Origin of the sequence: Rhizobium sp. NZLR8 (assembly GCF_019685025.1) — a bacterium.
GTDB lineage: Bacteria > Pseudomonadota > Alphaproteobacteria > Rhizobiales > Rhizobiaceae > Rhizobium.
The window spans coordinates 150604-168524 of the sequence record NZ_JABDVY010000012.1 but is presented as its reverse complement, the minus strand read 5'-3'; the positions used below and the strand labels follow the sequence as shown (position 1 = coordinate 168524).

Here is a 17921-nt window from a genome sequence, read left to right as displayed (position 1 = left end):
ATTGGAAAAGGCCATCAGACCTTGTAGAACTGCTCCGGCATCGTCGGAGCGGGCGTCGGCCAGCCGAAGGAGTTCGGCATGGTCTTCGTGATGTTCTTCATGTTGTTCTTGACGATGCCGTAGCCATCCGGCGGCAGCGAGATGCCGAAGACATAGAAGTTGTCGGCGGCACCCTGAAGGAGCTGCTTCATGATCTCGTGCTGGCCGGCAGCGTCGGAGGTCGCTTTCAGCTTGTCATAAAGAGCAAGCTGGCTCTTCGTGCCTTCCGGCGGCTCCTCGGCATTGGCGTTGCCGCGGTCGCGGTACCAGAGCTGCCAGGCCGGTGCGTACATGGCATTGGCATCGGTCGGCACGTAGTAGCGCGGGTCCAGCATGGCGGCGACGCCGCCATTGGCGCCGAACTGGTGCGCCGTCGCATCGAAATCGCGGCCCTGGCGGACGCGGGTTTCCCAGAGCGACCGGTCCATCGAGCGCATCTGCGCATCGATGCCGACCGCCTGGAACATCGGGATGACCAGTTGGAAGAGATCGAGGAAGACGGCTCGGGCCTGGTCGATCTCGAAGATGATCGTGAGGCGGCGACCCTTCTCATCGAGGCGGAAGTTCTGGTCGTCGCGCTTCGGCACGAGCTGGTCGAGCATGGCATTCGCCTTGTCGACGTCATAGGCCGTGAATTGCGTGGCGAGCTGCTCGTTGTAGAGCGGATCTTCCTTCTTGATCGAGGGCTGGGCGGGCGTACCCTGGCCGACGAGCACGGCATCGATCAGCGCCTGCCGGTCGAGTGCGGTGGAGAGTGCCGCACGGAAATCCTTGTTCTGGAAGAGTTTCCGCTTGGTCTCGTCATTGTGGTTCAGGTTGAAGATGAAATTCATCACATTGGCTTCGGTCGAGGTCAACGTGTAGAAATCATAGCCGCCCTGCTCACGCGCATCGTAGAGCACCGACTTGTTGTTCGGAGTGGCGATATACTGATCCATTAGGTCGACTTCGCCCTGCATGGCCTTCAGCAGCAGAACCTGCGGGTCGGCGACCATCTGGTAGACGATGCGGTCCATGTAGGGCAGCTGGTTGCCTTCGGTATCGACCTTCCAATAGTAGGGATTGCGTTCGGCGACGGCGCGCTCGGTGTTTTCGCCGGGTGCTACGGTGAACATCCAGGCGTGGACGCAGGGCTTCTTCGAGGAGTTCAGGAAGAAGGCATTGTCGTCCTGGAAACCGGCGGCCGCCTGGAAGGAGGCGATCCAGCTTTCGAAGCCGCGCTGCTTGGCGAGCTCATCGGCCTTCGGATTGTAGTCGATGTGGAATTGCTCGAGATAGTGCTTCGGCGTGCGCGTCGTCTGGTCGCTGTTCGCCCAGGCGACCTGCAGCGGGAACAGGCCGTTCGGCCTGTCGAAAGTGACCTTGAAGGTCTGTTCGTCGACGATTTCGAGCTTGGCCGGCTTGCCGCCAGACTTCCAGTGATCCTGGCCGACGAAGGCGACACGCTTGTCGGTGAAGACAGTGTCGTACCAGAACTTGATGTCCTCAGTGGTGTAGGGATGGCCGTCAGACCATTTCATGCCCTTGCGCAGGCGGATCGTGTAGATCTTGGAGTCGGCGTCGCCCTCGAAGGACTCTGCAACATTCAGCGTCACGCCGGACCAATCGGGCGTATAGCGCAGCAGCGGCTCATAGGCCTGGTAGCGGAACAGCATCGACAGCGAGCCGCCGCCGACCAGTGCCATGTTCCAGTCGCCGCCGTGTTTGCCGACGCTCTCGACCGGCTTGACGACGAGCGGATTTTCTGGAAGCCGGTCCTTGAGGGCCGGCAGGGCGCCGCTTGAAACTTTCGCTTTCAGAATATCCGCTTCCTTGAAGTCGGCGGCGAAAACCGGCAGCGCCGGCAATATGAGTGCGGCCGACGTCCCGGCCAGAAACGCACGACGTTTCAGCTTGATCATAGGGGTCTCCTCCGAAAACCGCGCCCTTGTTCTTAATTTTGCCGTCGGGCTTGGGATGTAGGAAAGATTACATTTGGATATTGTTAGGTAAAGCGTTATGTTCTGTTAGTGCAATATTTTGGCTTGCGAGCGCGATAGCGCCGATCAGTCGAAGAGCGAGGTGTCAGGTGGGAAGTAGGGGCCGGGTTACGTTGCAGACGATCGCGCGGGAGGTCGGCCTCTCGAAATATGCCGTGTCACGCTCGCTTGCCGGCAAGAGTGGTGTCAGCGAGGAAACGCGCACGCTGATTCGCGAGACGGCACAGCGTCTCGGTTATACCAGGCCCGCGGGACAGGGGGGCGCTGGTGAAGTCGCAGTCGTCTTTCATGATCTCGATGCGGTCAATAGCGAGCTCTATATGCAGGTGCAGAACGGGGTGCAGCGCGAGGCGCACCGGCTCGGCATGACGTTGCGCGTGCGTTGGACGCACAATGCCGGACAGTTGGAGGAACTTGCGCGCGCTTGCGACGGGCTGATCATCGTTGGGCCTCACGACCGCGAGGCAATGGTGGCGGTGAGTGCGACGGGCGTTCCGATCGTGCGTTTCGGCTGGGTCGATCCGCTGGAACAGGCCGACCAAGTGACCGGAACGGACCACGAGGCGGGGCAGGCGGTGATCCAATATCTGGTAGATCTTGGACACCGTTCCATCGTCTATGTCTATGGCACGCCGGGGTTCAGGGGGCGCCAGGAGCGTTACTACGGCGCCCGGGAGATCGCAGAACGTTATGGCAATGTTGCGCTGCATGTTATGCATTTCGACGAACAAGCCGGCTTCGGCGCAGCCTTCCGGGCGTTGGCAGAAAAAGATATCCGGCCGACGGCCTTTTTCTGCGCACATGACGGCTTGGCGCTGACCGTGGTTTCCGAGCTTCTCGGCCAAGGATATCGCATTCCCGATGATATTTCGGTCGTCGGTTTCGGCGATTTTTCGCCGGCGACGCAGATTTCGCCTGCGCTGACGACGGTGAGGATGGAAGGGCAGGAATGCGGGGCGGTCGGCCTGCGGCTCCTGCTCGAACGCATCGAGAATCCACGCCTGCCCGGTATGCCGGCGCGGCGTGTCATGATTGCCTCCCGCATCGTCGAGCGCCGCTCGGCCGGCCCATGCAAGGTGGCGCCGAGCGCTGACGTCGCTCAAGCTTAACCGCCGAGCGAGGCGATCGCAGCTCTGACTGCGTCCGCACCGGGCCTGGTCGGTCGGTACTCCAGGCCGACCGAACCGTCGTAGCCGTTGGCGAAAATCCAGCCGAGGCGGTGGGCAAGGTCGATGCCGCCGGAGCCCGGTTCGTTGCGGCCGGGATGATCGGCGACATGGACGTGGATGACGCGGTCGAGACGGCCCTTCAGCACCTCTTCTGTGCGCTCGTCCATCACGGCGGAATGGTAGATGTCGTAGACGATGCCGATCTCCGGGCGGGCGACGTCATCGATGATGTCGAGGCCCTCGCGGGTCGAATGGAGGAAATAGCCGACATGATCGATGCGGATGTTGAGCGGCTCGACGCCGAGGCGCACACCGCTGCCGGCAAGAATATCGGCGCCGGCTTTCAGCGTTTCGGTGAGCGCCCGGCGCTGCTCCTCGCGGGGCACGTTTGGAAGATCGTTGCCCGCCTGGGCAATCAGGACCGGCGCGCCGAGACGTTTTGCCACGGCGACGGATTCGGCAAGACCTTTCAGCCAGGCCTGCCGGTTGGCGGCATCGGTCAGCGCGATCATCGGTTCGGCAACGAGGCTGGTGACGGCAAGGCCGCTTTCCTTCAGCGCCGCCTCGATCGCATCCAGATCCTTGTCGGTCCAGCGCCAGAATTCGATCGCCGTCAGGCCGCTGGCACGAGCGCGGCCGATGCGATCGGGAAAGCGGTCGCCTTCTTCGGCAAACAGCCACTCTATACAGGCTGAATAACGTCGCATGAAAACTCCTCTTATGTGTGGATGCAGGCTGCGACAGATCGGTGACTGCCGCAAGAGGCGTTTGGGTGCTTGACGCCCGGTTTCATTGACGGAACACTCGGCACATCAGGCCGGAACCGCCGGCCGCTTGCGCGGAGGAAAATATGGATCTCGGACTTAAGGGAAAGACCGCCGTCATAACCGGCGCCTCTGTCGGGATTGGGTTGGCGATCGCCGAGGGGCTGGCGGCTGAGGGCTCCAATCTGGTGCTGGCGGCCCGTGGCGGCGAACGGCTCGAGGCGGAAGCCGCCCGGATCGCCGAGAAGTATGGCGTCAGCGCCGCCGCTATTGTCGCCGATGTCGCGACGGTTGCGGGAACCGAGGCGATCATTGCAGCGGCGGCCGAAAAAGGCGGCGCCGATATCCTCATCAACAATGCCGGCACCGGTTCGAACGAGACGGTGATGGAGGCGCCCGACGAAAAGTGGCAGACCTATTGGGACCTGCATGTGATGGCCGCCGTGCGGCTGGCGCGCGGAATTGCGCCGCAGATGAAGGAACGCGGTGGCGGTGTGATCCTGCACAATGCCTCGATCTGCGCTGTCCAGCCGCTCTGGTACGAGCCGATCTACAATGTCAGCAAGTCGGCACTGATGATGTTTTCGAAGACGCTTTCGACTGAGCTCATCAAGGACAATATCCGCGTCAACTGCGTCAATGCCGGCCTGATCCTGACGCCCGACTGGATCAAGACCGCCAAGCAGTTGACGGCCGAAACCGGCGGGAACTGGGAGGGCTATCTGCAGGGTGTCGCCAACGAACACGCCGCCTCCAAACGGTTCGGCACTCCCGAGGAACTGGCAAACGTCTTCGTCTTCCTGAGTTCGGAACGCGCGAGCTATTGCATCGGCTCCACCTATTTCGTCGATGGCGGCATGCTGAAGACGATCTGACCAAAGGCTGTCAATGGCTCGGCAAGTCGGTTCTTCTCAAGACTGCCGGGCGGGCCTGTGGACGTTGCCGATATAAGCTATAAATAATAGCTATTTTGTTGTATGTTCACGCTTTTGACGCTATTTGCCTGCTATTGGCAGGATAAATACTGCGTTTTCTACAGGGCAAAGACGATGCTGACGAAAAAGGGCAAATACGGGCTTAAGGCGCTGGTGGATCTGGCGCGGCTGGCGCCGGGTGAGACCGCCTTCATCAATGACATCGCAAGCCGCAATAATATCCCGAAGAAATTCCTCGATACGATCCTGCTCGAACTGCGCAATGTCGGCATCCTGCGGTCGAAGAAGGGGCCGGGCGGCGGCTATTCCCTGTCGCGGCCGGCTTCCGAAATCCGCATCGGCCATGTCATCCGCACGCTCGATGGGCCGCTGGCGCCGATTCGCTGTGCCAGCCGTACGGCTTACGAGGCCTGCGACGACTGCGCCGATCCGGAAACCTGTCAGGTGCGGCGCTCGATGACCGATGTTCGTGACGCGATCGCCGCCATTCTCGACAATATGAGCCTCGAGCAATTCGTCGCCGATGGCGGCGGCATCGAAGGCCCCGAGGAACAATTCCCGGTCTCCGCTGCCAGCTGAATTAGGCGTCGCCGGGCTTCGACCTATATTCGCCTGCGGAACGCACCAGCTTGTCCCGTGGCAGCGATAGAGCGTGAATGCGGGCATTGCGCCAATGCCGGTCGAGATTGAGCCCGATGCCGGCGGATGTTTCCCCTACAAGTTCGAACAGCGCGTTTGCGGTGTCGATTGCCGTTTCCCCTGCAAGGATCGCGGCCGCCGAGGCAGAGAAATGCGCGTCCGCCATCGCGGCCTCCACAGGGTTGACCTGGGCAATATCGAGTTTGCGGCCAGCCCGTTCCAAGGCTGCCGCCGTCGCTTCGATGCGGACGGCGCGTTCGCCGAGCTGCGCAAGGACGGCGGTGCAATCGTCAATCGCGGTCGTGAGGTCGGTCCATGCGGCCCGCGCGATGCCGAGGCTGACGCTGGCCTTGAGCAGCAGGCCGAGCGAGATGCCGGTCGGATTTCCGGAGGAGGGGGAAGGCGCTATCGCATCGGCATTGACGTGTAGCCTGCCTATGATCGCCGTTCCCGAGCCATTGGTGCGTTGGCCAAAACCGTCCCAATCGTCGATCACCTGCAGGCCTACCGCATCGCATGCGAGGTAGAGTGTCACTGGGCGGCTGGGCGGCGCGGTGGCGGCAGCCGCGATCCAGTCGGCGAATAGAATGCCGGGCGTCTGCCGAGTTCGCCCGCTCAGGCGGTAGCCTGGACCTTCGGCGGTAAGCTCGGCCCCTTCGGTGAGGCCGGCGCCCGCAAAGCGGTCGCCGAGCAGCGCACGGGTAAACAGCGATACCTTCAAATCCTCGCCGGCATGGGTGCGGAGTGTTTCCAGGACGCAATAATGGTTTTGCAGCGCCTCGCCGATCGAGGCATCGGCCTCGGCAATGATTGCAACGATTTCGGCGAGCAGCGCGTTCGACACGTCGAGCCCCTGATAGTCGGGCGGAACGGTGATCGCCGTCAGTCCCGAGACCGACAGCGCATCGAGTTCAGCAAAGGGCAGCACGCGGTTGATATCGCGTTCGCTCGCCCGATGCCGGAATGCGGCGGCGAGGCTGCGGGCCGTGGATATCGCCTCCTCTTCACTTTCGATGCGATGTGCGGGAGGCCTCACTTTATCCTGAAACTGCGATACCGTTCCCATCGGTCACTCTTTCCTACAGCGCCGCGCGTCTTTTCAGACGCGCAACGGACGCTGCAACACGTTGACTCCGCGTATCGTGTCTTCCGAAAATCGCTCCGATTTTCGGGCCGATGCGAGAGATACAGGAGTGAAGGATTGGCCCACGAATGATAAGGCCGGTTTTTCTACAAAACCCGAAGGCTTTGAATTTTCTTACCAGCTTGATTGCCTTGTGCTCCACTCTATTTACGGTGAAGTGGGGCTTCCTTGATCGAGAAACATGATGGGCGACACTCTTGCTCGCAACGGCGAGGTTTCGAAAATGGCACGCCAGCCGAGACCGCGTCTGAGGCTGGATATTGCCGCTATCCCAACCTATGCGATCGGCGACATCCATGGGCGGTACGATCTGCTTGTGAAAGCAGAAGAGGCGATCCTGCGCGATGCCGCTCGATTGCCGGGTCGCAAGCTGATCGTCACGCTTGGCGACTATATCGACCGTGGGCCGGATTCGGCCCGGGTCATCACGCATCTCATGGAGCCGCCGCCTGATGATTTCGATCGCATCTGCCTTACCGGCAATCACGAAATTGCCATGCTCGACTACATCGATGGCTGGATCTCCTATGACGAGTGGATGGGGATGGGTTCGGCAGAGTCGCTCAAATCTTATGGACTCGATCCGGAGCATCTGCCGCTAGTCTTTCCCTCCGGCGCAAAGCTCGATGCCTTTATCCGCCAGTCGCTGCCACACACGCATATCGATTTCATGCGGGCGATGCCTGTCATGCTGGAGACTCCAAGCGTAATTTTCGTGCATGCCGGCATCAATCCGAAGCTGTCGCTGGGCGAGCAGACGGATGAGGATCTGGTCATCATCCGTCAGCGTTTTCTCGAAAGCCGGGTGCCGTTGCCGAAGCTCGTCGTTCACGGCCATACGCCGAATGACGAGCCCGACATACGGTCGAAACGGCTCAATCTCGATACGCGCGCCTATCGCAGCGGCAAGCTCACCGTCGCCCGCCTGTGGCAGGGCGAGGTGCATCTGTTTTCAACCTGATTTCTCGCCTTATCAGCCGCCTGTCGAAGCGGATCAAGCCGTCTCGCTCTCAACCGGGACGGTCTCGACCGCCTTCTCAGCCGGACGGTTGCGGCGCCAACCGCGCAGCACGACGTAGAAGACCGGCGTCAGGAACAGGCCGAAGATCGTCACACCAAGCATGCCCGAAAAGACGGCGGTGCCGAGCGACTGGCGCATTTCGGCGCCGGGGCCGGTGGCGATGGCAAGCGGCAGAACGCCGAAGATGAAGGCGAATGCCGTCATCAGGATCGGGCGCAGGCGGAGATGGCTGGCCTCGATGGCCGCCTCCACCGGCGACTTGCCCTCATCTTCCGCTTGCCTGGCAAACTCGACGATCAGAATGGCGTTCTTGGCCGCAAGGCCGATCAGCACGATCAGGCCGATCTGCGTCAGGACGTTGTTGTCCATTCCTCTCAGCGAGACCCCGATCAACGCCGCGAGCACCGCAAGCGGAACGATGAGAATGATCGCCAAGGGCAGAACCCAGCTCTCATATTGTGCCGCCAGCGCCAGGAAGACGAAGACGACAGACAGGGCGAAGATGTAAACGGCCGTGTTGCCGGTATGGGTCTCCTGGTAAGCGAGTTCGGTCCATTCGAAGGTTGTCCCTTGCGGCAGGATCTTCGCCGCCAGCGCTTCCATCTTCGCGATGGCATCGCCCGTCGATGTCCCCGGCGTCGGATTGCCCTGAAGCGGCACCGAGACATACATGTTGTAGCGCTGGACAAGCGCCGGGCCGCTGGCATCTTGGATATCCATCAACGTTCCAAGCGGAACCAGCGCGCCGGTCGCCGATCGAACCTTCAGGGCGAGGATGTCTTCCCTGTCCATGCGATATTGCCGGTCGGCCTGGGCACGGACCTGGTAGACGCGGCCGAACGCATTGAAATCGTTAACGTAGGCGACGCCGAGATTGATGGAAAGCGCGTTGAAGATATTGGGGATCGGCACGTTCAAGAACCGCGCCTTGTCACGGTCGATCGCCAGGAAGTATTGCGGGCTTGCATCGGAGAATGTCGTAAAGACGCCGGTCAGTCCCTCGGTCGTGGCTGCCGCACCCATCATCTGGCGGGCGAGACCGAGCACGCGCGTCATGTCGGCGTTTTCAAGATCGGAAATCTGCATCTTGAAACCACCGGAATTGCCGACGCCACGCACGGATGGCGGCGGGATGGCGATGATGAAGGCTTCCTGGATGCTTTGCAGTTTGCCGTAAAGCTCGCCGATGATCTTGTTGGCGTTCTCTCCGCCTTCTTCACGTTCAGCAAAGGATTTGAAGGGCACGAAGACGACGCCGGCATTCGAGGCATTGGTGAATGTCGCGCCGCTGAAGCCGGCAAACTGTACGGCGTTGCCGACACCGGGCACAGTACGGGCGATATCGCCCACCTGTTTGACCACGGCGTCGGTACGCGCAAGCGAGGCACCATCGGGAAGCTGTATGACGATGATCGCGTAGCCCTGGTCCATGGTCGGGATGAAGCCCGCGGGAACGCGGGTGCTCATGTACCAGGTTGCTCCGAGCAGGCAGACGAAGGCGACCATCGCCGCGGTCAGGCCGACCCAACTGCTGACCAGATGCCGAATGGTCCATGAATAGCCGGAGCTCAGCCGATCGAACCCATGATTGAAGCCATTTGCAAGACCTCTTCCCAGGCGTGATGCAACATTCGTGGGCTTGGTTTCATGGTCATGGGTTTTCAGCAATATCCCCGCAAGGGCGGGCGACAGTGTCAGTGAATTCAACGCCGATATCGCGGTGGTGACCGAGATCGTCACGGCGAACTGCCTGTAAAACTGGCCGGATATGCCCGGGATGAAGGCTGTCGGCACGAACACGGCGATCAGCACCAGCGAGATGGCGACGACGGCGGTTCCGACTTCGTCCATCGTGACATGGGAAGCCTGCTTCGGCGTCATGCCGCGGGCCAGATTGCGCTCGACGTTTTCCACCACCACGATCGCGTCGTCGACGACGATGCCGATCGCCAGCACCAGACCGAACAAGGTGAGCATGTTGAGCGAGAAGCCGAATGCCAGCAGGACGGCGAAGGTGCCAATCAGCGATACAGGGATGGCGATGATCGGAATGATTGCGGTTCGCCAGGATTGCAGGAAGACAAGAACGACGATCGCCACAAGGATGGCCGCCTCGGCGATGGTCCTGTATACCTCGGTGATCGAATCCGAGATGAATTCGGTCGTGTCATATACAATGCGATATTCCAGGCCCGGCGGGAAATTCTGCGAGACGTCCTTCATGAGCGTCTGGATCTGATGGGCCGTGTCGAGCGCGTTGCTTCCCGGCCGGGCGAAGATGCCGAGAGCAACTGCGGGGTCGTTGTTGAGATAACTGTTGGTGACGTAGTCCTGCGCGCCGAGTTCGATACGGGCGACGTCCTGCAACTGAACAAGTCGCCCCGCTGTCGTCGATTTCACGATGACATAACGGAACTCTCGCGCATCGGAGAAGCGGCCTTCCGTTCGTACCGTATATTCGAATGCATTCTTGCCGGTTACCGGCGGGGCACCGATCTTGCCGCCCGATACCTGGACGTTTTGGTCTCTCAGGGCGGAGACGACATCGTCTGACGTCATGCCATAGGCGGAGAGCTTTTCCGGATCCAGCCAGATTCGCATCGAATATTGGCGTTCGCCGAAGATCTGCACGTCGCCGACACCGTCGAGGCGCACGAGAACGTCGCGAATGCGGTTGCGGGCGTAGTTCGAGACGTAAAGCTGGTCATAGCGGTGCGACGGCGACAGCAGGTGCACCACCATCATCAGATCAGGTGAGCTTTTGTCGGTGGTCACCCCAAGCCGCTGAACTTCCTCGGGAAGACGGGGGAGGGCGATGGAAACCCGGTTCTGGACAAGCACCTGGACCTTGTCGAGATCGGTGCCGAGCTTGAAGGTGATGGTCAACGACATGGCGCCATCGGCGCTGGAGTACGAGGACATGTAAAGCATGTCTTCGACGCCGTTGATCTGTTGTTCAAGCGGCGTCGAAACGGTATCGGCGATCGTCTGCGGGTCGGCGCCGGGATAGGAGGTGCGCACGACGATGGTCGGCGGCGCTATCTCCGGATACTGGGATACCGGCAATTGCGTGTAGGCAATGCCGCCGACGACGAGAAAAAGGATCGAGATGACCGCCGCAAAGATCGGCCGGTCGACGAAAAAATGAGCAAATCTCATTGTCCGTTCTCCGCGCCGGCAGTTTCGGGCGCAGTATCCTGCCGCTCCTGCGGCAATTCGGTCATCTGAGGCGTGATCTTTGAACCCGGTCGGGCGCGCATCAGGCCGTTGACGATGATCGTCTCGGTGCCGTCGAGGCCCTCGCGTATCACGCGGTAACCGTAAAGCCGCGGTCCGGCTCGCACCGGCTTGGTCGAAACCGTGCCGTCCGTTGCGACGACATAAACGACACGCTCATTCTGATCCGAACCGATTGCCTCGTCGGGGACGAGAATGGCCTGGTAGGTGTTGGAGGCTTCAACCTGAATGCGGCCGAATAGGCCGGGCTGAAGGACGAGATCGGGGTTGGGAAAGCGGGCGCGGAGACGAATGGTGCCGCTCTGATTGTCGACCCGGTTCTCAGCGAAATCGAGCTTTCCCTTAAATGGTTTGGCAGAGGGATCCGAGATCGTGACGGATACATCCAGCCCGCCACCGCCCAACTGGAGTTCCTTGCCCACTTTGCGCGCCGTGTCGGCGAAATTCAGCAGGCGGCGCTCATCGACGTCGAAATAGAAATCGATCGGGTCGAGCGAAACGATGGTCGTTAGGACGGTCTGGTCGGTCTGCACAAGGTTGCCGGCCGAGATCAGTCGGCGGTCGATGCGGCCGCTGAGCGGCGCCTTGATTTCGGTATATTCCATGTCGAGAGAAGCGCGATCGGCTGCGGCCTGCGCGCCGCGGACATTGGCCTCGGCCGAATCGAATTCGCGGCGGCGATCATCCAGTGTCTGCGCCGACTGGCTGCCGCTCGCGGCAAGCGATTGCGCGCGCTTATACTGCGCATCGGCAAAGACCAGAGCCGATTGCGACGCTTCGAGCGTCGCCTTTGCCTGGCTGAGCGCGGTGACGAAGGGCCTCTGGTCGATGACGAAGAGCAGGTCGCCCTGCTTGACCAATGCACCGTCCTGGAAATGGATTTCCTGCAGGTATCCACCAACGCGCGAGCGAACGGAGACTTCGTCGACCGGCTCGAAGCGGCCGATGAATTCGTCACTGTCGATGACATCACGAACGACCGGCTTGGCGACGGTGACCGGAGGAGGGGCAGACGGTGCGCCCTGCGCCATCGCCGCCAGAGGCATGAACGTGGTGATGCAGCCGAGCATCAATATCCGTCGAAGCACGTAACTCATACCGGTCCCTCCAATCGCGACGGCTGATAGACTGCCGCCGAACCTAAGATTAGGTGATGCTATTCACGTCTTGCTGCTTTGAACGAAGGCCTCGGCCCTCGTGATTTCCCCCGGCGTTCAATCCATGGGAGGGAAGGCCGGCATACAATGCAAATCGGAAAAATCGTAACCTATGGAACCGGATATAAACGGCAGCGGCGAAAAATAGCAAATGCCAATTGGCTGCGGTTTCGAAATCCATCAAAACGTCATGGATGGCGTCAGCTCTCGACGATCTCGTCGCGGCCGGGCGGCAGGACGGCGAGTTCGGCCCAATCGAGCTCCTGTTCCAGCATGTGAAAAACATCGTCGTCGATCTCGTCGGCACGACGCATCGCCGCCAGTCTGCGGCGTTTGGCGGCGATGACGTTGCGGCGCTGCTTGTCCAACTTGCTGACCTCGCGTGGGTGTTTTCCGTCGGCGGCGATCTCGCGTTCGGAGGTATAGACCTCGCGCAGGATGCGCGCGGATTTATCCTCGTCGTCGGCAAGCTCGGCAAGCGCTGCATCGATCAACGCGACGCGAGCTCTGACGAGGTCGCGGTCCAGCGAGGTGTCGGGGTCGAATTTCAGGAAACGGATCAGCGGTCCGAGCGTCAGGCCTTGGATGATGAGCGTGCCGAGAACGACGGCCAGCGCGCTGAGCAGGATGATATCGCGATCCGGAAAGTCGATTGGCAGAGCAAGTGCTGTCGCCAGCGTGACGAGACCGCGCATGCCGCACCAGCCGGCAAGCAGGCTGGTCGCGAATGTCGGAGCCGCTTGTGTCGTGTGTCCGCGCGCGGCGAGAAAGTTCACCACGCGATTATAGAAGAGTACCCAGGCCAGGCGGACGACGATAACGGTGATGAAGACCGCGGCGGCTAAGGTGATGGCGAAACTCAGGCGACCGGGATCGAGGTCGAGAACGATCTGCCGGACCTGCAGGCCCATCAGCAGGAAGGCGAGCACGTTGAGCAGGAAAACTGCTGCTTCCCAGACCGAATACGAATGAATGCGGTGGCGGGCGGTCTGCCGCTCGGGCATGTATCGGGCGATCACCATGGCATAGACGACGATCGCCAGAATGGCCGAAAGGTGCAGCCGCTCGGCGATGATCCACGTGCCAAAGGTGGCGACGAATTCGAGCAAGGTGCCGCCAAGCGTGCCGGCCAGCCTCAGACCGACGATCATGTACAGGCGGCCCATGAGGTAACCGAGGATGAGGCCGCCAGGCACGGCGAGCGCCAGTTGCGCCAGAACGCCGGCGAAGAAGGTGGGGCTCGCCGCCGCGGCAACCGCGGCGCTGAAGATCAGCAGCGCGACGGCGTCGTTGAGCAGGCTTTCGCCCTTCAGGATCACATAGGTTTGGCGCGGGAGGGTGAAACGGTCGAGCATGGCGGTCGCCGCCGCGGCATCCGGCGGCGCGACGATGGCGCCGAGTGCGACGGCAGCGGCAAGCGGCAGGCCGGCCATCGTCACGCTGACGGTGGCGACCGCGGCGGCCGTTAGGATCACGGCGATGGCGGCGAGCGAGAAGAGCGGCAGCCAGTTTCGTCGCAACGTTCTCGGCGGCAGATCATAGGCGGCGTCGAAGAGCACGGGTGCCACCAGCAGCGCAAGTGCAAGTTCGGGATCGATCGCGACCTCGGGCGCCCAGGGCACGGCGGCGACAATGACGCCGGCGATCGCCAGCATGGTCGGATATGGAATTTTGAACTTCCTGGAGAATTGCAGAAAGACGATTGCCACCAGCAGCAGCGTCAACATGCTTTCGAAGAACGCCATCGAGCTCCCCAATGCGCGCCTCCGACGGAGGCTGCTCCTGTCTCGGAACTAGGGCGGAGCCGGGCCGCGGCTACCGTCTGGCGTCTCGAAAGGGCGATAGAGGGGAACCCAGGATAGGCTCGGCCGGCTGCGGCATTTTCACCGCGGCGGCCGAATCTGTCTTCCATACCCTTGTGCAGCGCACAAGCTCAATATATCTACCCATATTATAAGTATGCTTATAAATAACAGTCACAGGTTTTCATGAACGCCACTCCTACCCTCGGTTTCCTTCTCCACGACGTCGCGCGGCTGCTGCGCAAGCGGTTCGAGCAGCGTGCGAAGTGCCTTGGGCTGACCCGATCGCAATGGCAGACGCTTGCCTATCTCTCGAACAATGAAGGCATCCATCAAAGCGGGCTTGCCGAAATCCTCGAGGTCGAGCCAATTACGCTGGTGCGCATCCTCGACAAACTCGCCGAACGCGGGTTGATCGAGCGCCGTCAGCACCCGACCGACCGGCGCATCTGGTTGCTCTACATGCGCGAAGAGGCGCATCCGCTGCTCGCCGAAATGCGCGAGATTGGCGACACCACCCGCGCGGAAGCGCTGCAAAGCGTTTCAGCCGAGCAGCGCGAGCAGCTTTTCCACACCCTATCCGTAATGAAGACGAACCTGGTTCAGGCATGCCGGACCCCGGTTGACGAGAACGAGACGAACGATGGCTGATCAATCCCCCCTCCGCGTCGTTGCTGACGCCAATACCAAGACATCTGTCGAAGACAACCAAACGAAACAGCAGGAAACGGTAGCCGAAGCGCCTTCATCCAATTCAGCGCCGGCTGCCGCCGTGGCTGCGCCCGGCGGCATCAAGGTCCGCCGCCGGCGCAGTCTCACTCGGCCGATCCTGTTCGCCCTGCTGCCGGTGGCACTCGTTGTCGGCGGTTATTATTACGTCAATGGCGGCCAGGTGATGTCGACCGACAACGCTTATCTCCAGGCCGACATGGTCGGGCTTACCACCGATGTCTCGGGTATCGTCGAGCAGATCAAAGTGCACGAGAACGAGGCGGTCAAGGCGGGGCAGGTGCTCTTCAGCCTCAGAGCCGATTCCTTCAAGATCGCGCTCGACGGCGCCAAGGCGCAGCTCGGCGTGCAGCGCAACCAGATCATGAATCTCAAGGCGAGCTACCAGCAGTCGCTGGCCGAGATTACCCAGGCGCAAGCCGATCTGCCTTATTACCAGGATCAATTCGACCGGCAGCAGAACCTGGTCAACAACGGCAGCGCGACGCAATCGGCCTATGACGAAGCCAAGCATAATCTCGAGGCTGCTGAGCAGAAGGTGACCGTCGCCAAGGCGGAAGCCGCAACCACGCTTGCCCAGCTCGGCGGTTCGGCCGATCAGCCGATCGAGCTGAACCCGCTCTACCTGCAGGCAAAGTCGAATGTCGACAATGCCCAGCGCGAACTCGACCACAGCGTCGTCAAGGCGCCGTTCGACGGCATCGTCACCAATGTCAACGCGCTGCAGGTCGGCTCCTACCTGCAGGCTTCGCAGCAGGCCTTCTCGCTCGTTGCCACCGATCATCTGTGGATCGCCGCCAGCCCGAAGGAAACCGAGCTTACCTACGTCAAGCCAGGCCAGACGGCCGAGATCTACGTCGACACCTATCCTGGCGTGACGTGGAAGGGCAAGGTCGAGAGCATTAGCCCGGCCTCAGGCTCCAGCTTCTCGCTGCTGCCGGCGCAGAACACCACGGGCAACTGGGTGAAGGTCGTCCAGCGCATTCCGATGCGCGTCAGCATCGAAGACACCGAAGGCAAGCCGCCGCTTCGCGTCGGCATGAGCACGGTGGTCGATGTCGAGACCGGTCATGCCCGCGGCCTGCCCGATTTCGTCAACAAGCTTCTGGGTCGGCCTCAGGGCAAGGATCATGAGTAACGCTTCCGCTTCCCCGGCGACCCCGGTTGCCAATCGCGGCGCAATCACGGCCTGCGTCATCCTCGCCGTCATCATGCAGGCGCTGGACACGACGATCGCCAACGTGGCGCTGCCCTATATTCAGGGCAGCGTGTCGGCTTCTGCCGACCAGATCAACTGGGTCCTGACCTCTTACATCGTCGCGGCGGCGATCATGACGCCGCCGTCAGGCTTCCTTGCCGCCAAGTTCGGCCGCAAGCGCGTGCTGCTCGTCGCTATCGCCGGCTTCGTGGCCGCCTCGATCCTATGCGGCCTGGCGCAATCGCTGAATCAGATCGTCGCCTTCCGCCTGCTGCAGGGTCTGTTCGGCGCATCGCTGGTGCCGCTTTCGCAGGGAATCCTTCTCGACATCTATACCGTCGAGGAGCGCGGGTCGGCCATGGCCCTCTTCGGCGTCTCGGTCATGGTCGGGCCGGTGCTCGGTCCCGTCATCGGCGGCTGGCTGACTGATAACATCAGCTGGCGCTGGGTGTTCTACATCAACATTCCGATCGGCGCGCTTGCCTTCGCCGGCATCGTCATCTTCGTCACCGAGACCAAGAGAGATTTCCTCGCCAAACTGGATTGGTTCGGGTTCGGGATGATGAGTCTCGGCATCGCCTCGCTGCAGCTCTTCCTCGACCGCGGCGAGCAGCTCGACTGGTTCTCCTCCGGCGAGATAATCCTCGAGGCGCTGATCTGCGCTTCCGCTTTCTATCTGCTGATCGTGCATACGCTGACGGCGGAGAAATCCTTCGTCAATCCGAAGCTGTTTCTCGACCAGAATTTTACCATCAGCATGATCTTCATCTTCGTGATCGGTATCACTTATCTCGCCTCGCTGGCGCTGATGACACCATACCTGCAGACGCTGATGGGCTATCCCGTCATCACCGCCGGCATCGTCATGGGGCCGCGCGGGCTCGGCACCATGCTCTGCATGTTCATCGTCGGGCGTCTGATCGGCAAGGTCGATACGCGTTGGCTGCTGGTGCTCGGCCTCGGCCTGACTGCCTGGGCGATGCACGACATGACCGGTTGGACGCCCGACGTCTCGCAATGGACGATCGTCTCGGTCGGCTTCATACAGGGCGCCGGCCTCGGTTTCCTGTTCGTGCCACTGACAACCATCGCTTTCGCCACGCTGCCCGCCCATATGCGCGGCGACGGCACCGGGCTCTACAACCTGTCGCGCAACATCGGCTCCTCGGTCGGCATTTCGATCGTCGCGGCGCTGATCGTCGAGAACACGCAGAGCAATCATGAATCGATCGCGGCCTATGTGACGCCATTCAACCACGCCTTCAATGCCGTGGCGGCGCAGGGGCTCAGTCCGCTGACGGCGGCGGGGCGCGCTTCGCTCAACGAGATCATCACCCTGCAATCGACGATCATCGCCTACATGGACGATTTCAAGCTGCTGATGGTGATGTCGCTCGCGGTCATTCCGCTGGTGCTGCTGCTGCGCAAGCCGAAAGCAGCGCCCGCCGTCGACCATAGTGCGGTCATGGAATAATCAGCGGAAAGGTTTGCTGAGATAACGCGAGCCCTGAATGCCGAAGCGCCACGGTGCTTCGGCATTTTTGGTGATGCCGATGCGTTTTCCCGAGATGATCGGCACCGGTGCTGACGGCGCGATCGCATAGGGCGGGCGGTCGAGCAGACGGTCGTTGATCTGAATATCGATGCCGAGCCCCTGGCAGAGTTTGCCGGGACCGCTGCAGAGCGCGGTCAGCCTCTCGGTGCCGCGCCGCTCGATCATCAGAGGGATTCCCGTTTCCGGCTCCAGCGCGCGAATGAGCGCGGCCGAGCCCGGATGGCAAACGAAGTTCAGGCACCAGTACATGCCGTAAATGCGGTAAATGTAGACATTGCCGGGGCGGCCGTACATGGCGCCGTTCCGCTTGGTCGGGCCGCGGAAACTGTGCGAGGCCTCGTCATCGGGGAAATAGGCTTCGGTCTCGGTGATCCGGCCGCCGACGCCATCGACAGTGAGATGGCAGCCGAGCAGGTCGCGAGAGACGGTGATCGCGTCGCGCTCGAAAAACGCCCTGAGGTTTTCGCCGGTGAGCGCGCCAGCGCCGATCGCGCCAGTTATCGTTCCACCATCGGTCATGGCCGACGCAGATAACATTCATCGCACCCGCCGT

The 17921-nt window shown here is 61.3% G+C and carries 14 protein-coding genes; 7 read left to right on the top strand and 7 right to left on the bottom strand.

Translation table 11 applies throughout. From position 1 onward, the window contains the following. Positions 1–14: 14 nt before the first annotated feature. On the bottom strand, positions 15–1940 hold the full coding sequence (locus HJB89_RS24120) for an ABC transporter substrate-binding protein (protein WP_221150603.1): 1926 nt from the start codon (positions 1938–1940) through the stop codon (positions 15–17). A gap of 167 nt (positions 1941–2107) precedes the next feature. Here HJB89_RS24120 and HJB89_RS24115 point away from each other — a divergent pair, with 167 nt between their 5' ends. Beyond that, entirely contained in the window at positions 2108–3127 is a 1020-nt protein-coding gene (locus HJB89_RS24115; protein WP_207581574.1) for a LacI family DNA-binding transcriptional regulator, read from the top strand. On the opposite strand, the gene HJB89_RS24110 is transcribed toward HJB89_RS24115, so the two are convergent. Further along, positions 3124–3894, bottom strand: coding sequence for a TIM barrel protein (locus tag HJB89_RS24110; RefSeq protein WP_207581573.1), 771 nt, complete (start codon positions 3892–3894; stop codon positions 3124–3126). The genes HJB89_RS24115 and HJB89_RS24110 overlap by 4 nt on opposite strands. Before the next feature lie 143 nt (positions 3895–4037). Here HJB89_RS24110 and HJB89_RS24105 point away from each other — a divergent pair, with 143 nt between their 5' ends. Both HJB89_RS24105 and HJB89_RS24100 read left to right on the top strand, forming a co-directional pair. Then, on the top strand, positions 4038–4826 hold the full coding sequence (locus HJB89_RS24105; protein WP_207581572.1) for an SDR family NAD(P)-dependent oxidoreductase: 789 nt from the start codon (positions 4038–4040) through the stop codon (positions 4824–4826). Positions 4827–5000: 174 nt separating this feature from the next. Beyond that, positions 5001–5465 carry an Rrf2 family transcriptional regulator gene (locus tag HJB89_RS24100; protein WP_207581571.1) on the top strand — a complete coding sequence of 155 codons (465 nt, stop codon included), beginning with the start codon at positions 5001–5003 and terminating at the stop codon, positions 5463–5465. A 1-nt stretch (position 5466) separates the two neighbouring features. Here HJB89_RS24100 and HJB89_RS24095 read toward each other — a convergent pair whose 3' ends face one another. Next, positions 5467–6591: a monooxygenase gene (locus tag HJB89_RS24095; RefSeq protein WP_207581570.1), complete on the bottom strand. Its 1125-nt coding sequence runs from the start codon at positions 6589–6591 to the stop codon at positions 5467–5469. 262 nt (positions 6592–6853) lie between these two features. Between HJB89_RS24095 and HJB89_RS24090 the strand changes: the two genes are divergently transcribed. Further along, positions 6854–7630, top strand: coding sequence for a metallophosphoesterase family protein (locus HJB89_RS24090; protein WP_207581569.1), 777 nt, complete (start codon positions 6854–6856; stop codon positions 7628–7630). 33 nt (positions 7631–7663) lie between these two features. On the opposite strand, the gene HJB89_RS24085 is transcribed toward HJB89_RS24090, so the two are convergent. The 3 genes from HJB89_RS24085 to HJB89_RS24075 all read right to left on the bottom strand — a co-directional run bounded on the left by HJB89_RS24085 (position 7664) and on the right by HJB89_RS24075 (position 13829). Then, positions 7664–10849, bottom strand: a complete 3186-nt coding sequence (locus tag HJB89_RS24085; RefSeq protein WP_221132310.1) for an efflux RND transporter permease subunit — start codon at positions 10847–10849, stop codon at positions 7664–7666. After that, entirely contained in the window at positions 10846–12024 is a 1179-nt protein-coding gene (locus HJB89_RS24080; RefSeq protein ID WP_207581567.1) for an efflux RND transporter periplasmic adaptor subunit, read from the bottom strand. Before HJB89_RS24080 ends, HJB89_RS24085 begins: the two co-directional genes overlap by 4 nt. Before the next feature lie 260 nt (positions 12025–12284). Beyond that, positions 12285–13829 carry a sodium:proton antiporter gene (locus tag HJB89_RS24075; protein WP_207581566.1) on the bottom strand — a complete coding sequence of 515 codons (1545 nt, stop codon included), beginning with the start codon at positions 13827–13829 and terminating at the stop codon, positions 12285–12287. 243 nt (positions 13830–14072) lie between these two features. Here HJB89_RS24075 and HJB89_RS24070 point away from each other — a divergent pair, with 243 nt between their 5' ends. The 3 genes from HJB89_RS24070 to HJB89_RS24060 are packed head-to-tail and all read left to right on the top strand — an operon-like array spanning position 14073 to position 17287. Continuing rightward, the gene (locus HJB89_RS24070) at positions 14073–14537 is read left to right on the top strand and encodes a MarR family winged helix-turn-helix transcriptional regulator (RefSeq protein ID WP_207581565.1); all 465 of its coding nucleotides are present in this window, start codon (positions 14073–14075) and stop codon (positions 14535–14537) included. After that, a complete protein-coding gene (locus HJB89_RS24065; RefSeq protein WP_207581564.1) occupies positions 14530–15753 on the top strand; it encodes an HlyD family secretion protein in 1224 nt (407 codons plus the stop codon). The genes HJB89_RS24070 and HJB89_RS24065 overlap by 8 nt, the downstream gene beginning before the upstream one ends. Next, a complete protein-coding gene (locus HJB89_RS24060) occupies positions 15746–17287 on the top strand; it encodes a DHA2 family efflux MFS transporter permease subunit (RefSeq protein ID WP_207581563.1) in 1542 nt (513 codons plus the stop codon). The genes HJB89_RS24065 and HJB89_RS24060 overlap by 8 nt, the downstream gene beginning before the upstream one ends. On the opposite strand, the gene HJB89_RS24055 is transcribed toward HJB89_RS24060, so the two are convergent. Continuing rightward, positions 17288–17905 carry a DNA-3-methyladenine glycosylase gene (locus tag HJB89_RS24055; protein WP_207581562.1) on the bottom strand — a complete coding sequence of 206 codons (618 nt, stop codon included), beginning with the start codon at positions 17903–17905 and terminating at the stop codon, positions 17288–17290. It abuts the gene before it with no gap. Positions 17906–17921 lie beyond the last annotated feature (16 nt).

What these genes read in the sequence shown, in the direction of transcription:
- HJB89_RS24120 (WP_221150603.1), bottom strand. Translation starts at nt 1,940, where the DNA reads ATGATCAAGCTGAAACGTCGTGCGTTTCTGGCCGGGACGTCGGCCGCA.
- HJB89_RS24110 (WP_207581573.1), bottom strand. Translation starts at nt 3,894, where the DNA reads ATGCGACGTTATTCAGCCTGTATAGAGTGGCTGTTTGCCGAAGAAGGC.
- HJB89_RS24105 (WP_207581572.1), top strand. Translation starts at nt 4,038, where the DNA reads ATGGATCTCGGACTTAAGGGAAAGACCGCCGTCATAACCGGCGCCTCT.
- HJB89_RS24100 (WP_207581571.1), top strand. Translation starts at nt 5,001, where the DNA reads ATGCTGACGAAAAAGGGCAAATACGGGCTTAAGGCGCTGGTGGATCTG.
- HJB89_RS24095 (WP_207581570.1), bottom strand. Translation starts at nt 6,591, where the DNA reads ATGGGAACGGTATCGCAGTTTCAGGATAAAGTGAGGCCTCCCGCACAT.
- HJB89_RS24090 (WP_207581569.1), top strand. Translation starts at nt 6,854, where the DNA reads ATGGGCGACACTCTTGCTCGCAACGGCGAGGTTTCGAAAATGGCACGC.
- HJB89_RS24085 (WP_221132310.1), bottom strand. Translation starts at nt 10,849, where the DNA reads ATGAGATTTGCTCATTTTTTCGTCGACCGGCCGATCTTTGCGGCGGTC.
- HJB89_RS24080 (WP_207581567.1), bottom strand. Translation starts at nt 12,024, where the DNA reads ATGAGTTACGTGCTTCGACGGATATTGATGCTCGGCTGCATCACCACG.
- HJB89_RS24075 (WP_207581566.1), bottom strand. Translation starts at nt 13,829, where the DNA reads ATGGCGTTCTTCGAAAGCATGTTGACGCTGCTGCTGGTGGCAATCGTC.
- HJB89_RS24070 (WP_207581565.1), top strand. Translation starts at nt 14,073, where the DNA reads ATGAACGCCACTCCTACCCTCGGTTTCCTTCTCCACGACGTCGCGCGG.
- HJB89_RS24065 (WP_207581564.1), top strand. Translation starts at nt 14,530, where the DNA reads ATGGCTGATCAATCCCCCCTCCGCGTCGTTGCTGACGCCAATACCAAG.
- HJB89_RS24060 (WP_207581563.1), top strand. Translation starts at nt 15,746, where the DNA reads ATGAGTAACGCTTCCGCTTCCCCGGCGACCCCGGTTGCCAATCGCGGC.
- HJB89_RS24055 (WP_207581562.1), bottom strand. Translation starts at nt 17,905, where the DNA reads ATGTTATCTGCGTCGGCCATGACCGATGGTGGAACGATAACTGGCGCG.